The organism is Streptomyces sp. NPDC046887 (genome assembly GCF_040644755.1).
In the GTDB taxonomy this organism is placed as follows: Bacteria; Actinomycetota; Actinomycetes; order Streptomycetales; family Streptomycetaceae; genus Streptomyces; species Streptomyces lichenis.
Genome location: NZ_JBEYXH010000024.1, coordinates 65,418 through 79,726, shown reverse-complemented (window position 1 = coordinate 79,726; position 14,309 = coordinate 65,418). Strand labels below are relative to the sequence as shown.

Sequence of the window (14,309 nt, the reverse complement as noted above, 5' to 3'; positions counted from 1 at the left end):
CGGGCCGCCGGACCCGGTGCGGTCCGCGGCCGGGGAGAGCGCCGCCCGGCCGGTGGAGGTGCCCGAGCCGCGGGAGGCCGCCGAGCCGGTGGGCGAGGAAGTGGCCGTCCTGGGGTCCGGGGCGGACCCGGCGGTGCCGGTGGCCGGTGGGGAGGCGGTCGGGGCGGTCTCCTCGGTGGGCCGGCTGGCGGCCACCGTGGAGCGGCTGCGGCAGGAGGTGGCGACCGCGCACGCCGCCGCCGACGGCCGGGCGCTGATCGAGCTGGCCAAGGGCATCCTGGTGGAGCGGTTGCAGTGCGGCCCGGGTGAGGCGGCCCGGCAGCTGACGGCGCTGGCCGAGCAGGCGGGGGTGCCGGCGCTGGAGCTGGCCGCGGACATCCTCAACCGGACGTCGGCGGACCGGCTGTCCGAGGCGGCGGGTTCGTTCCTGTCGTCGACCGCCGCGGAGGGCCGTCCCGGTCCGGGGCAGACCGAGGCGTCGGTGGGGGTGCGGCTGCGGACCGCGGAGAGCGGCACGCTGGCGGCGGACGACACCCAGGCGGCGGCCGAGTCGCTGCTTGAGCACGCGCTGGCGCCGCTGGGCGCGACCGGGGTGGCCATCTGGGCGGCCGGGCACGACGCCTCGTTCACGCTGGCCGGGCACGCCGGTTTCCCGGCGGAGGAAGCGCGCCGGTGGCGGTATGTCCCGCCGGGGGTGGCGACGGTGGCGCAGTCGGCGATGACCGAGCGGCGCACGATGTGGTTCGAGTCGCTGGGCGCGGGTTCGCTGCCGTCGATCGGCGGCCGGGACGAGAGTTCGCGCGGCGGGCGGGCGGCGGTGCCGGCCGGGACCGGTGGCCGGATCGTGGGGGTGCTGGAGATCTGCTGGCCGCAGCGGCTCGATCCGCAGCCGCCGGCGATCCAGCGGCAGGTGGAGGCGCTGGCGGAGCTGTGCGCGCACACCCTGGAGAACCGGCCGCGGTACACGGCGGGGCCCTCGGGCACGTCGAGCGCGCTGGAGCAGGACGTGGCCGAGCTGGTCGACGTGGTAGACAGCCTGTACGACCCGGCGCTGCTGCTGCTTCCGCATCTGGACGCGGAGGGGCGGCTGGCCGACTTCCGCATCCACCACGCCAACCGGCGGTTCCTGGATCCGGCGGGGCGGCCGCGCTCCGCGGTCAGCGGGGCGCTGTTCCTGGAGGCGTACCCGGTGTCGGCGGGCCGCAGCGAGCTGTTCGACACCATCGCCCGGGTGTACGCGACCGGTGAGCCGTTCCGTGCCGAGCGGATGACGTTGACGGCGCTGGTGGACCAGGTGCCGTTGGAGGCGGTGGCCGACCTCAGTGTGAGCCGGTACGGCGGGGCGCTGCTGTTCATCTGGCGTACCGAGGACGAGGCGGCGCGGCTGGCGAGCCTGCTGCAGCACGCCCAGCGGCTGGGCCGGATCGGCGGGTTCGAGGAGAACGTGCTGACCGGGGACATCACCTGGAACCAGCAGATGCACCATCTGCACGGGCTGCCGCTGACGGCGCCGCCGATCCCGTTGGAGCAGTTGCCCGCGTACGCGCACCCGGATGACGCGGTGGCCATCGGCCGTTTCCTGCGGGCGCTGCTGCGGCATCAGCGTCCGGCGTCGACGGCGTTCCGGTTGCAGCGGCCGGACGGGGTGACCCGGCATGTGCGGGTGATCGCGGAGCCGGTGCTGGACGCGGACGCCCGGCTGCTGATGATCCGCGGCGCCTACCAGGACATCTCGGCGCAGCACTGGACGGAGGTGGCGCTGGCGGCGACCCGGGACCGGTTGGCGCACACCGAGCAGGAGTCGGCGGAGCGCAACCGGCTGGCGCTCCAGCTCCAGCACGCCATCATGCCGCCGGCGCGCGGGCCGCTGGACGCGCCGGGCCTTCGGGTCGGGGTGCGCTACCGCCCGGCCGAGACCGAGCATCTGGTGGGCGGCGACTGGTACGACGCGTTCGTGCTGCCGTCGAAGCAGGTGCTGGTGTGCGTGGGTGATGTGGCCGGGCACGGCATCAAGGCCGCCACCAGCATGATCGTGCTGCGGAACGCGCTGCGCGGGCTTGCGGTCACCGGCGCGGGGCCGGCGCAGCTGCTGACCTGGTTGAACATCGTGGCGCACCATCTGACGGAGCAGGTGACGGCGACCGCGGTGTGCGGGTTGTTCGATCCGGACACCCGGGTGCTGCGCTGGGCCCGGGCGGGCCATCTGCCGCCGGTGCTGGTGACCGGGGCGGAGACCACCACGCTGCCGGTGATCCAGGGAATGCTGCTGGGCGCGGTGGCGCACACGGAGTACGAGGAGGGCGTGGTCCGGCTGGATCCGGGGGACACGCTGCTGATGTACACCGACGGGCTGGTGGAGCGGAAGGACGCCTCGCTCCAGGATTCGCTGGAGCTGCTGATGGGCACCGCCCGGCAGTCGGCGCCGTCGCTGGAGCAGCGGCTGGACCGGCTGCTGACGCACAGTGCGGCGGACACCGACGACGACACCTGTGTGGTCGGTATCCAGGTCGAGTAGCGGGGCCGCCGCTTGCCGGCGTCCGGTGTGGGAACAGCGGCCGGGTCCGGCCCTCGCTCGTGCGGGCGGGGGCCGGACCCGGTGGGGGGGATGAGTGCCGGGCGGGGCGGCTCTCAGGCCGCCGGTGGTGGGGTGCCGGTCACTCGGTGTCGGTCACTCGGTGGTGAGCATGCCCTCGCGGAGCCGCTTCAGGGTGCGGGAGAGCAGCCGGGAGACATGCATCTGGGAGCAGCCGAGGCGCTCGCCGATCTGCGCCTGGGTCAGTTCCTCGACGAACCGCATGTGCACGATGCGCCGGTCGCGCTCGCCCAGTTCGGCGATGAGCGGGGCGAGGGCGTGGAAGTCCTCGACCAGTTCCATCGCCGGGTCCTCGGCGCCGATGAAGTCGGCGAGGGCGGCCTCGCCCTCGTCGGCGTCGTTGCCGACGGCCGCGTCCAGAGAGGTGGAGTTGTAGCCGTTGGAGGCGAGCCGGGCCTCGATGACCTCGTCCTCGGAGAGGCTCATCAGGGCGGCCAGCTCGGCGACGGTGGGGGTGCGGCCCAGCCGGGTGCGCAGCTCCTCGGTGGCGCGGGCGAGTTCGACCCGGGCCTCCTGGAGGCGGCGGGGGACGTGCACGGCCCAGGAGGTGTCGCGGAAGAAGCGCTTGATCTCGCCCACGATGTAGGGGACGGCGAAGCTGGTGAACTCCACCTCGCGGGTGAGTTCGAACCGGTCGATCGCCTTGATCAGGCCGATCATGCCGACCTGGACGATGTCCTCCATCTCGTCGCCGCGGCTGCGGAAGCGGCCGGCCGCGTAGCGGACGAGGGACATGTTCATCTCGATCAGGGTGTTGCGCGCGTACTGGTAGGCGTGGGTGCCCTCTTCGAGCACCGCCAGCTGCTCGAAGAACAGCTTCGACAGGGCGCGGGCGTCCCTCGGGGCGATCCGCTTGGGATCGGCCACCTGAGGCAGGTCGGCGATGCCGCTGTCCGTGATCGCCGTCGTGTGCCGCAAGGCCGTCGCCGCCGTCGTCATTGCTTCATCCCTCCCTTGCCGGTACGGCTCCGCTGTCCCCCGTGGAAGCCGATGAGGCGCGGTTACCCCGGCATCGCCACTTCATGCACGGCGATTTCCGGCCGATCGCTCCCCGCGGGGCAACCGGCCCGGTGACCGGCCCGTCCGCAGGGACGGCCGGGGAGGGCTCGTGGGTGGTACGCGGGTGGTACGGGGCCGGGCGCGACGGCCGCGGTCGACTCGGGGTCCGATCGCGGCCGCGCGTTCCCTTTCCCTCTCCCACCGGGCGGTGCCTGGAGGATCACCGCCCGGCGGAGGTCCGTCTGCCCGGCGGCCGTCGGGCCATGCTGGGCCGGGCGGGTGAAAGGGCGTCGGCCGGCCCGGGCCGATGGAGGGACGGAACGGTGCGGCAGCATGGCGGTATGAGTGACGACCACCGCCCGCCGGGCGACGGCCCACCGGGGCGCGAGCGGGACCGGGTGCGGGAGTTCTTCGCGGCCCGGGCCGCGCACTGGGACAGCCGCTTCCCCGATGACGGGCCCGCGTTCGCCGCGGCCGTCGCGGAGCTGGGCCTGCGGGCGGGGGACGCGGTGCTCGACGCGGGCTGCGGCACCGGGCGGGCGTTGGCCCCGCTGCGGGCGGCGGTCGGCCCGGCGGGCACCGTGCTCGGCGCGGATCTGACACCGGACATGCTGGCGGCGGCCGTCCGCGCCGGGCGGGACACCGAGGCGCGGCTGCTGCTCGCCGACGTGGCCCGGCTGCCGCTACGGGACGGGATGCTGGACGCCGTGTTCGGTGCCGGGCTCGTCTCGCATCTGGCGCGCCCGGCGGAGGACCTGCGGGAGTTGGCCCGGGTGGTACGGCCCGGAGGCCTGCTGGCGCTGTTCCACCCGGTCGGCCGGGCCGCGCTGGCCGCCCGGCAGGGCCGCCGGCTCACCGGCGACGACCTGCGGGCCGAGCCCAACCTGCGCCCGCTGCTGGCGGGCTCCGGCTGGCGGCTGCGCTCGTACGCGGACGAGGACACCCGTTTCCTCGCCGTCGCCGTACGGGCGGAGGGCCCTCCCCCGCCGCCGGGGTGACGGAGACCGCCCTCCGTGCCCCGGTGGCCGGGGCCGCACCGGCGCCCTTCTGCCCGGTCGGCGCGCGGCCTACGGTGGAGGGAGCGGCAGACCCGACCCCGGCCAGGCCCGTTCGGCGGCGCCGGGCCGAGAGGAGGCCCCATGTGGCACCAGCTCCGCGCATTCCTCGGGCCCCAGGCGCCCGGCCGTGGCGGCGGCGGACGTCCGTCCCGTCCGGCGGGCCCGCGGCCGCACAACCTCTTCGAGGCGGCCGCCGCCAGTGTGGCGGCCGGAGCCGAGAACGATCCGGAGGCGGCGGCCGAGGCCGAGGAGTGGGTCTCCCCCGAGGCGCTGGCCTTCGGGGTGCGCGAGCTGGCCTGCCGCGCGGTCCTCGCGCTGGCGCGTGAGCGAGGCCGGTCCCCGCGGTCGGTGGCCCGGGAACTGCTCGGTCTGCCCTCGGCCTGACGATGGCCGGGGTCCGGGGGCAGGGGCCTGGCTCCGCCGCCGGTCGGCGCCGATTCGGGGGCCGCGCGGCTCTCGACGCGGAGGTTACCCGCTGGTTAAGGTGCGCCGACGAACCACGGGCCGAGCGGAACGCGGGAGGGCGCCATGGCCGAGGTGGAGCAGGTGGAGGCGGCCGACACGGATGACACCCTGTTCATCCTCACCGCCGCGCTGCTGACGCCCGCCCAGTTCCCGGCGGTACTGGGCGACGACTACCCGGAGGCCTGCGCGGCCCTGGGGCTGGGCCCGCATCCGGTCGGCTACGGGCTGGTGTTCGGCCAGGACGGGGGCGGGGCGCGGTGGACCGTGGTGGTGGACGACGTGTCCCTGGTGGCCGTCGCCATCGCCACCTGGGACTGCGGGATGGAGTACGACCTCTCCCCCGACGAGCGCACGGTGGTGACCGCGCTGCCGGGCTGGCCGCTGGAGCTGACGGTGGCCGCGCCCGGGGTGCCGGAGCCCCATGATCCGCCGACCGAGCCGGACGACCCCGCTCCACTCGCCCCGCCGGACACCGGCGCCTGGGGCCCGGCGCAGCGCCGGCTGGGCGCCGACGCGGTGGCCCTCCAGTGGGCCGTCTGGCGTGAGCAGTTCGCCGCGGACAACGCCGGGGGTGAACGGGAGACGTCGCGGGAGACGGCGGCGCCCGTACGGGAAACGGCAGGAGACCTCGTACAGGAAACGAGGGAGCCCATCCAGGAAACCGCAGGCGCTCCCGCACGGGAAACGGCGGCGCCCGCCCGGGAAACAGCCGGGACGCCCGTACGGGAAACGGCCGCCGTACGGGAAATGACGGCGCCCGCCCGGGAAACAGCCGGGGCAACCACCGGCCCCGCCGCCTCCCCTCCCCCCGTACCGCCCTCGGGCGGCGAGACCCCGGACGGGCACGCCCGGTTGCGGCGGGTCCTGGACGAGTTGCGCGGGTATCTGGTGGAGGCGCCGCCGCCCGGGCGGGTGCGCTCGGCGTTCGCCCCGGGCGGGGCCCGTACGCTCCGGGCGGACGGCCCGGGCTGGTCGCTGGTGGCCCGGACGGACGACATCGCCTTCGTCTTGCTGGACGACATGCCCGGAGAGGTGCTCCCGGTGGGCCGGGGGCCGAACCTGCCCGGGCTGCTGACCGCCCTGGACGAGATGGCGGTCCGCCCCGCCTGACGGTCCGACGGCCCGACGGCCTGACACGGCGGTACGCCCCGCCCGGCCGCGGACGGCGGCGCGGAGCGTACCGCGGCGGAGTCAGCCGCTCGGCTCGTCGGCGGCGCCCTCCGTGGCGTCGTCCCCGGCGGGGGCGTCCTCGGCCGAGGGCTTGGCGGTCTCGCCGGAGCCGCCGTCGCTGTCGGAGGCCTCCGAGCCCTCCGAGGCCTCCACCAGGTCGGCGTCCCAGTGGTCCGACCCCGAGCCCGCCTGCTCGTCGGGCATGTCCCTCGGGATCGGGTCCTCACTGGTCTCGCCGGCCCCTTCGAGCCGCTTGTCGTCCATATCCGTCCCCTTCAGTCCGGTGGCGGTCGCCCGCTGATCGTTTCGCAGCGGCGGGTACCCCGGGGCGGTCGGGCTCAGACGTATGGACCGGCGGGCTCCGCGCCCGGTCGGCCGCCGGACGGTTCCGTCGGCGCGGTCAGCGGCCCAGCTCCCTCCGGTTCGCCCGGCGCAGCCGACGCCGCTGGCCGGGGTCGAGTGCCAGATAGGCGACGGCGGGCACGCCGAGGACGACCAGCAGCGCGAACCAGAAGCCGATGAGCGGCCAGAGGAGCAGGCCGACGGCCACTCCCCCGATGACGACCTTCGTTCTGACCGACATGGCGGAACCTCCTTCATGGCCGGGCCGGCAGGGCCGGGCCCGCGCCGCCGGGCCCCGCGGCCCGGCGGTTGTCTGCTCCGAGAACGCGCCGCCGGTGCCCACGGTTCCCCCGCCACTCCCCCGTACCACGATCGGCGTGTCCCAGCTCACACCGGAGCGGGAGCTTCCGCACGACCCCATGCGGTACTGTCGGCGACTCACATCGATCTAGTCAAGTTTGAGGAGTGCGCCAGCCCTTGCGGAACCTCGCCCGTTGCTCCGCCGTGTTCCTGCCCGGTGACCCCGCCCGCACCGGACGGTTCGCCTTCCACCCACCCGTGGACGGCGAACCGTCCCCCGCCGTCCCGCCCGGTGGTGACGGCCGGACCGAGGAGCTGACGCTCGTCGGCCCGGACGCCCGCCCGCACCGCGTATCCGCCCTGGTGCTGGACGTCGGCGCCGCGCTGCCCCTGCTGACCCGGGGCCGCCGGCATCCGGACGCCTCGCCCTCGGTCGCCTTCTGGGGCGCGGCGGCGCTCACCGCACTCGGGCTGACGGCCCGCGGACTGCTGCTTCCGGGCCTCTCCCCGGCCGGCCATGACGCCTGGCGGGCGGGCCCGCTGACGGCCGAGGACGGGGAGGCCCTGCGCCGGCTCGCCGCCTCGATGCCCCCGGAGGCCCACGCGTACCCCATCGGGACCGCGCCGGACGGCGGGGCGCTGCTGCCGGAGCCGGAGCGGCTGCTGCGCGGCTTCCTGGACGCGGTCGCCGACACCCTGCCCCGTACCCCCGCCGCCGCACTGGCCGCCGGGGGCCCGGTCCTCACCGCGCCGGAGCCCCGGCAGGCACCCGGGCTGCGCGCGTGGGCGGCGGATGTGGCGGCCGGCCATGACGCCGGGGTGCGGCTCTCGCTGCGGATCGAGGCCGTCGGATGGGACGGGCCCGGCGCCGAAACGGAGGCCGGCCTCTCGCCCGCGTTCCGTGCCGTGCTCCAGCTGCACCCGGCCGGGGACCCCGCCCTGGTGGCCGACGCCGCCGAGGTGTGGGCGGGGCGCGCGGAAGGCTTCGGGCCGCGGGCCCGGCTGGACGCGCTGCCGGCGCTCCACCGCGCCGCCCGGGCCTGGCCCGCGCTGTCCCCGCTGCTGTCGGCGGCCGTACCGGACGCGGTGGAGCCGGCCGACGAGGAGCTGCTGGAGTTGCTGGGCGAGGCGGGCCGGGCGCTGGCCGGAGCGGGGGTCGCGGTGCACTGGCCGCGCGATCTGGCGCGGTCGCTGACCACGCGCGTGGTGATCGGGCCCCCGGAGGAGACGGGCGGGGCCACCGGTGACAAGGCGGTGTCCGCAAGGCCCGGGTCGCCGCTGCTGTCGGCGCACGCCCTGCTCGGCTTCGACTGGCGGTTCACCCTGGACGGGATGGAGCTGACCCGGGCGGAGCTGGACCGGCTGGCCGAGTCCGCCCGCCCGGTGGTGCGGCTGCGTGACCGGTGGGTGCTGGTCGACCCGGAGGAGGTGCGGCGGGCCCGGGAGCGGCAGCCGCGCAAGGTCACCCCGCTGGACGCGCTGGGCGCCGCGCTGACCGGGAGCACCGAGGTGGACGGCCGGTCGGTGGCGGTGGAGCCGTCGGGCTGGCTGCGTACCCTGCGGGACCGGCTGGCCGAGCCGGAGGTCGGGCAGCCGGAGCTCGCCCAGCCCGCCGCGCTCGCCGCCACCCTGCGCGACTACCAGCTGCGCGGTCTGGGCTGGCTGGACCGGATGACCTCGCTCGGTCTGGGCGCCTGCCTCGCCGACGACATGGGCTTGGGCAAGACCATCACCCTGATCGCGCTCCATCTGCACCGCCAGGGCGATCCGGCGACGGCCGGGCCGACGCTGGTGGTCTGCCCGGCGTCGCTGATGGGCAACTGGCAGCGGGAGGTGGAGCGGTTCGCCCCCGGCACACCGGTGCACCGCTTCCACGGCGCCGGACGGGCACCGGCCGGATTCGCCGACGGCGAGACCGGGTCCGGGGGCTTCGTGCTCACCACGTACGGGACCATGCGGCTGGACGCGGCGCGGCTGGCGGAGGTCCCCTGGGGGCTGGTGGTGGCCGACGAGGCGCAGCACGTCAAGAACGCCTCCTCGGCGACGGCCCGTCAGCTGCGCGGCATCGGCGCCAGGGCCCGGGTGGCGCTCACCGGCACCCCGGTGGAGAACAACCTCTCCGAGCTGTGGGCGGTACTGGACTGGGCCACCCCGGGGCTGCTGGGCCGCCTCGGTACGTTCCGCCGCCGCTACGCCCGGGCGGTGGAGGGCGGCGACCCGGTGGCGGCCGAGCGGCTGGCGGCGCTGGTGCGGCCGTTCCTGCTGCGCCGTCGCAAGTCCGATCCGGGGATCGCGCCCGAGCTCCCGCCGAAGACGGAGACCGACCACCCGGTGCCGCTCACCGCCGAGCAGACCGGGCTGTACGAGGGGGTGGTCCGCGAGGCGCTGGCCGGGATCGCGGCGGCGGACGGTATCGCCCGGCGCGGACTGGTGGTGAAGCTGCTCACCGGGCTGAAGCAGATCTGCAACCACCCGGCCCAGTATCTGAAGGAGGACGACCCGGTGCTGGCCGGGCGCTCGGGGAAGCTGGAGCTGCTGGACGAGCTGCTGGACACGGTCCTCGCGGAGGGCGCGAGCGTGCTGGTGTTCACCCAGTACACGGCGATGGCCCGGCTGCTGCGGCGCCATCTGGCCCGGCGGGGCGTCCCCACGCAGTTCCTGCACGGCGGCACTCCGGTGCCGGAGCGCGAGGCGATGGTGGACCGCTTCCAGCAGGGCGCGGTGCCGGTCTTCCTGCTGTCGCTGAAGGCGGCGGGCACCGGGCTGAACCTGACCCGGGCCGAGCATGTGGTGCACTTCGACCGCTGGTGGAATCCGGCCGTGGAGGCACAGGCCACCGACCGGGCGTACCGGATCGGCCAGACCCGCCCGGTGCAGGTGCACCGGCTGGTCGCCGAGGGCACGGTGGAGGACCGGATCGCGGCGATGCTGGCGCGCAAGCAGCGGCTGGCCGACGCGGTGCTGGGCCCGGCCGAGGACGCGGTGACCGAACTGACCGACGCGGAGCTGGCGGAGCTGGTGTCCCTGCGAGGAGGCGCGCGATGAGCGACGGATACGAGGCGGACCTCTCCCTGACCGAGGAGTACGGCACGGGCGGGGCCGAGGTCTCGGAGGAGCGGACCTTCGCCGCTCTGCCGCCGGCGCCCGGTGGGGCCTTCGCCCGCAGCTGGTGGGGGCAGGCCTGGCTCAAGGCGCTGGAGGACTCGGCGCTGGACCTGCAGCAGGTGAAGCGGGGCCGCCGGCTGGCGCGGGCCGGGGCGGTGGGCGCGGTGTCGGTGCGGCCCGGCCGGATCACGGCGGTGGTCCGGGACCGGGACGGTACGGCGCTGCGCAGCGATGTGCTGCTGAGGGAGCTGGACGGGGAGGAGTGGGACCGGTTCCTCGCGGTGGCCGCCGAGCGGGCCGGGCATGTGGCCGCGCTGCTGGAGCGGGAGATGCCGCCGCATCTGGTGGAGGACGCGGCCACGGTCGGGGTGGAGCTGCTGCCCGGGATCGGGGACCTGGAGGCGGAGTGCGCCTGCGGTGCGTGGGACCACTGCCCGCACACCGTGGCGCTCTGCCAGGTCCTGGCCCGGCTGCTGGACGAGGACCCCTTTGTGCTGCTTCTGCTGCGCGGCCGGGGGGAGCGCCGGTTGCTGGCGGAGGTGCAGGCGCGTGTCCCGGCCGGTCCCGAGGCGCCGGAGGACCGGGAGGGCGTCCCGGGAGTGCGGGCCGACGAGGCCTTCGCCGCCCGGGACATCCTGCCCGCGCTGCCACCGGAGCCGGTGCTCCCCGAAGTCCCCGGCAGGGCCCTGTCGCTGGCGGTGGAGTCCTCGCCGGGGCACGGCGTCGACCCGGCGGCGCTGGAGGCGCTGGCGGCGGACGCGGCCGGTCGGGCGTACCGGCTACTGGCGGAGGCACTGTCCCCGGGCCATGGGGAGCGCCCGCCGGCCGAGGTGCTGACGGTCCGCCAGGACGCGGTCCGGCTACTGGCCGAGGCGCGGGAGCCGCTGCCCGAGGCGGTGTCGGCCCGGCTGGCGGCGGGTTCCGGCCGTCGGCGGGAGGAGCTGACGGCGGCCGTGGCGGCCTGGCGGTCGGGTGGCGGGGTGGACGCGCTGCGGCTGCTGGAGGAGGAGTGGGCCCCGACTCCGGAGGAGTCGGCCGCGGCACAGGAGCGGCTGGCCTCGGCCTGGCAGGACGCCGACCGCCCGCCGCCGAGGCCCGCGGGGCCCGGCCGGTGGTCGGTGCCCGGCGGGCGGCTGGGGGTGGATGGGGCCGGTCGCTGGTGGGCGCTACGGGAGGTGGACGGCCACTGGATCCCGGCCGGCCTCCCGGACGCCGACCCGGCCGCGGCGTCGGCCCTGCTGGCGGAGACCGAGGGCTGAGGGGCCCGGCCGGGGCCGGGGTGGACCGGGGGCGGTGGCCGCGACGGGGCCCGGGCCGGGGTTGATGTCAGGCAGGGCATCGGGCCCGGGCTGATGCGAGGCAGACGCCGGCGGCCCGAGGAGACTCGGGCCGAGCCCGCCCCGGCTCGCGGGAGCGGTGCCGGAGCGGATCCGGGCGCCGCGTGCGGCCCCGAGCCCGGGACTGACACCCGACTCGGTCCTGGGCCGCTACCGTCCCGGAGCCGAAGGCCGCGCCGAGCGGGCGTGGTTCGACGGCCCGACGAGAGTCGGGCCGAGCCCGCCCCGGCTCGCGGGGACGGGGCCGGGCGCGACGCCGGACCCGCATGAAGGCCCGGAGCCAAGGGGCAGGCCCGGCGGGGTGCCCCCCCCCGAGGGTCCGGCCCCGTGATGCGCGCTCAAGCCGATTCCCCGGGCGCACAGTCGGGATGCCCCAACCCCGGCGTGCCCGACTGCGACTTCGGTCGCATGGGCGGGCTGCCGGGGTGCGACCGTGGTCGCATGCGAGGGCGACCGGGGGGCGATGTGGCCGGGTGCGCACCGCCGTGAGGATGACCGGGTGACCGAGATCATCACGGGGCTGTATCTGTCCCCTCTGGAAGTCGTAGCCGTCCTGGGTGCCGTCGCGCTGGTGGTGGCGCGCTGGCTGCCGCCCGCCGCCCGCCCGCGGGTCACGCTCGCGGCGGGGGCGGTCCTCGTGGTGTCCGTGCTCGCACTGCTGGTGGTGGGGATCCGCTGGCAGGTGCTGCCGGTACTGGTGGGCGCTGCCCTCGCGGTGCCTTTCGCCCTCGCTCCCCTGCTGCGGCGGCCCCGTAGCGCCAGGCCGGCGTGGCGGGCGCGGTGGTGGCTGGCGCTGCCGGGGTCGCTGGTCTGCATCGGGCTGATCGCCACGGGCCCGGTGGCCGCTTGGGCCTTTCCGGTGCCCGAGTTCCCGGAGCCGTCGGGCCGCTTCGCCGTGGGTACGCGGGTGGTGCAGTGGACCGATCCGGGCCGCGCCGAGAGCTTCACCGCCGATCCGGACGACCGGCGCACCGTGGTGGTGCAGCTCTGGTATCCCGCGCGGAAGAGCCCGGCGGGCACCCGGCGGGCCCAGTACCTCGGGCGGACGGAGCAGGAGGCGCGCACGGTGTCCGACGCCCTCGCCGGCGGGGTCGGGCTGCCGGGCTTCCTGGTCGACGGTGTCCTGCACGCCCGTACCCATGCCGTGGTGGACGCCCCGGTGGCCGAGGGGGGTGGGCGGTTCCCGGTGGTGCTGTTCTCGCCCGGGTCGAACGGGGTGCGGACCCAGAACACCGCCTGGGCGGAGGAACTGGCCAGCCACGGCTATGTGGTGGCCGCCCTGGACCACCCGTACGACTCCGCCGCCGTGGTGCTCGCCGACGGCCGGACGATTCGGGCCAAGACCGCCTCCAGCGGTAGCCGGGAGCAGGACGCGAAGCTGGCGGTCGGCTGGACGGCCGTGCGCGCCGCCGACCTCCGCTTCGTCCTGACCCGGCTGGAGCGTCCCGGTCGGGAGACGACCGGTCCGCTGACCGGGCGGCTGGACACCGGTCGGGTCGCGGTCACCGGCCACTCCATGGGGGGCGCCGCCGCGTTGCAGGCGGCCCGGCAGGACCGCCGGTTCGACGCGGTCATCGATCTGGACGGCTTCCCCCACGGCCCCGCCTCCCCCTCCCTCCACCAGCCCGCGCTGGCACTCACCCAGGCCATCACCCCCGCGACCGACCCGCAGTATCTGCCCCGCCTCACCGAGGCCTTGAAGCGCGGCACCGCGACGAGCTATCGGCTCACCGTCCCCGGCGCCGCGCACCTCACCTTCATGGACGGCCCGCTGTATCTGCCTCCGGTGCCCTCGATCGTCGGCTCCGTCGGCCGCACCGAGAGCCCGCGGATGGTCGCCGCGACCACGCTCGCCTTCCTGGACTCCACCCTGCGGCACAAGGCCGGTGACCTGGCCGGGACCTTGTCGGCGCATGGTGATCTCACCGTCCACCGACCGGGGGGATGAGGGACGACGGCCGGTTAGAGCGGCTCGATGGCGGGCGGTGGGCCCCTACCATGGCGCGGGTGACGGTCACCGGGGCCCCGATCCACACCGAACGCCTGCTGCGGACGCGGTTGCGCGCACTGGGGGTGGAGCGCGGGGATGTGCTGCTGGTGCACTCCTCGCTGCGGGCCGTCGGGCCGGTGGCGGGTGGCGGTGCGGCGGTGCTGGGCGCGGTGCTGGGGGCCCTCGGCCCGTACGGGACCCTGGTGGTGCCCACGTTCACCGCACGGAACTCGGACACCTCCCCCGCCTACCGGGCCCGGGTGCGCGGTCTGACCCCGGAGCAGGTGGATCAGGCGCGGGAGGCGATGCCGCCGTACGACGCGGAGCGCATGCCCTCGGACGGGGTGGGGGTCTTCCCGGAGCTGGTCAGGACCGTGCCCGGGGCGCTGCGCAGCGCGCATCCGCAGACCTCGTTCGCGGCGCTCGGCCCGTACGCCGAGAAGGTGGTCTCCGGCCACCATCGGGACAACCATCTCGGTGAGGACTCACCCCTCGCTCGGTTGTACGAACTGGGGGCCAGGGTGCTGATGCTGGGCACCGGCTGGGAGGCGTGCAGCGCCTTCCATCTGGCCGAGTACCGGGTACCGGAGCCACCCCGGCGGAGCTACCGCTGCGTGGTGCGGGACGAGCGGGGGCGGCGGCGCTGGTGGGAGTACGAGGACGTGGCCCTGCGGGACGGGGACTTCGGCGCGCTGGGGGCTGACCTGGAGCGGTCGGTCGGGGCGGCGGCCGGTGTGCGGAGCGGGCGGGTGGGGTCGGCGCCGGCCCGGTTGGTGGAGCTCACCACGGCGGTGGACTTCGCCCGGGAGTGGCTGCTCCGCCACCGCTGACGGAGTGTCATCAGCGGTACCGGGGGCCGCCGGACGGCTGAAGTTCGTCCGCCGGTTCGCCGGTCTTCGGTTCCCGGGGCCGCCGGGCGGGCAGCTCTTGCCCGAACCCGCCCGGGTGGC

General features: G+C 76.1%; 11 protein-coding genes. 8 read left to right on the top strand and 3 right to left on the bottom strand.

Annotation, left to right across the window (positions count from 1 at the left end; all coding sequences use genetic code 11):
* The first annotated feature begins 133 nt into the window (after window positions 1-133).
* Window positions 134-2,515, top strand: coding sequence for a SpoIIE family protein phosphatase (locus tag ABZ945_RS21850; RefSeq protein ID WP_361272028.1), 2,382 nt, complete (start codon window positions 134-136; stop codon window positions 2,513-2,515).
* 153 nt (window positions 2,516-2,668) lie between these two features.
* Here ABZ945_RS21850 and ABZ945_RS21845 read toward each other — a convergent pair whose 3' ends face one another.
* Window positions 2,669-3,532, bottom strand: coding sequence for an RNA polymerase sigma factor SigF (locus ABZ945_RS21845; RefSeq protein WP_361271963.1), 864 nt, complete (start codon window positions 3,530-3,532; stop codon window positions 2,669-2,671).
* A gap of 401 nt (window positions 3,533-3,933) precedes the next feature.
* On the opposite strand from ABZ945_RS21845, the gene ABZ945_RS21840 reads away from it, so the two are divergent.
* From ABZ945_RS21840 to ABZ945_RS21830, 3 genes are all read left to right on the top strand, one after another.
* On the top strand, window positions 3,934-4,590 hold the full coding sequence (locus tag ABZ945_RS21840; RefSeq protein ID WP_361271960.1) for a methyltransferase domain-containing protein: 657 nt from the start codon (window positions 3,934-3,936) through the stop codon (window positions 4,588-4,590).
* Window positions 4,591-4,731: 141 nt separating this feature from the next.
* Window positions 4,732-5,034 (top strand): hypothetical protein, encoded by a 303-nt coding sequence (locus tag ABZ945_RS21835; RefSeq protein ID WP_361271958.1) that lies wholly within the window; start codon window positions 4,732-4,734, stop codon window positions 5,032-5,034.
* A gap of 144 nt (window positions 5,035-5,178) precedes the next feature.
* Entirely contained in the window at window positions 5,179-6,225 is a 1,047-nt protein-coding gene (locus tag ABZ945_RS21830) for a hypothetical protein (protein ID WP_361271955.1), read from the top strand.
* Window positions 6,226-6,306: 81 nt separating this feature from the next.
* On the opposite strand, the gene ABZ945_RS21825 is transcribed toward ABZ945_RS21830, so the two are convergent.
* Both ABZ945_RS21825 and ABZ945_RS21820 read right to left on the bottom strand, forming a co-directional pair.
* Complete coding sequence (locus ABZ945_RS21825; protein WP_248632930.1) at window positions 6,307-6,549, bottom strand: hypothetical protein; 243 nt, start codon at window positions 6,547-6,549, stop codon at window positions 6,307-6,309.
* Window positions 6,550-6,685: 136 nt separating this feature from the next.
* On the bottom strand, window positions 6,686-6,868 hold the full coding sequence (locus tag ABZ945_RS21820; protein WP_361271953.1) for a hypothetical protein: 183 nt from the start codon (window positions 6,866-6,868) through the stop codon (window positions 6,686-6,688).
* Window positions 6,869-7,104: 236 nt separating this feature from the next.
* On the opposite strand from ABZ945_RS21820, the gene ABZ945_RS21815 reads away from it, so the two are divergent.
* From ABZ945_RS21815 to ABZ945_RS21800, 4 genes are all read left to right on the top strand, one after another.
* Window positions 7,105-9,972, top strand: coding sequence for a DEAD/DEAH box helicase (locus ABZ945_RS21815; RefSeq protein WP_361271951.1), 2,868 nt, complete (start codon window positions 7,105-7,107; stop codon window positions 9,970-9,972).
* The gene (locus ABZ945_RS21810) at window positions 9,969-11,291 is read left to right on the top strand and encodes an SWF or SNF family helicase (protein ID WP_361271949.1); all 1,323 of its coding nucleotides are present in this window, start codon (window positions 9,969-9,971) and stop codon (window positions 11,289-11,291) included. Before ABZ945_RS21815 ends, ABZ945_RS21810 begins: the two co-directional genes overlap by 4 nt.
* 577 nt (window positions 11,292-11,868) lie before the next feature.
* A complete protein-coding gene (locus ABZ945_RS21805; RefSeq protein WP_361271946.1) occupies window positions 11,869-13,317 on the top strand; it encodes a dienelactone hydrolase family protein in 1,449 nt (482 codons plus the stop codon).
* A gap of 50 nt (window positions 13,318-13,367) precedes the next feature.
* Complete coding sequence (locus tag ABZ945_RS21800; protein ID WP_361271943.1) at window positions 13,368-14,189, top strand: AAC(3) family N-acetyltransferase; 822 nt, start codon at window positions 13,368-13,370, stop codon at window positions 14,187-14,189.
* Window positions 14,190-14,309: the final 120 nt, after the last annotated feature.

Bases quoted from the DNA above. Each gene is read 5' to 3' on its own strand.
- ABZ945_RS21845 (WP_361271963.1), bottom strand. From the start codon at position 3,532: ATGACGACGGCGGCGACGGCCTTGCGGCACACGACGGCGATCACGGAC.
- ABZ945_RS21840 (WP_361271960.1), top strand. From the start codon at position 3,934: ATGAGTGACGACCACCGCCCGCCGGGCGACGGCCCACCGGGGCGCGAG.
- ABZ945_RS21835 (WP_361271958.1), top strand. From the start codon at position 4,732: ATGTGGCACCAGCTCCGCGCATTCCTCGGGCCCCAGGCGCCCGGCCGT.
- ABZ945_RS21830 (WP_361271955.1), top strand. From the start codon at position 5,179: ATGGCCGAGGTGGAGCAGGTGGAGGCGGCCGACACGGATGACACCCTG.
- ABZ945_RS21825 (WP_248632930.1), bottom strand. From the start codon at position 6,549: ATGGACGACAAGCGGCTCGAAGGGGCCGGCGAGACCAGTGAGGACCCG.
- ABZ945_RS21820 (WP_361271953.1), bottom strand. From the start codon at position 6,868: ATGTCGGTCAGAACGAAGGTCGTCATCGGGGGAGTGGCCGTCGGCCTG.
- ABZ945_RS21810 (WP_361271949.1), top strand. From the start codon at position 9,969: ATGAGCGACGGATACGAGGCGGACCTCTCCCTGACCGAGGAGTACGGC.
- ABZ945_RS21800 (WP_361271943.1), top strand. From the start codon at position 13,368: ATGGCGCGGGTGACGGTCACCGGGGCCCCGATCCACACCGAACGCCTG.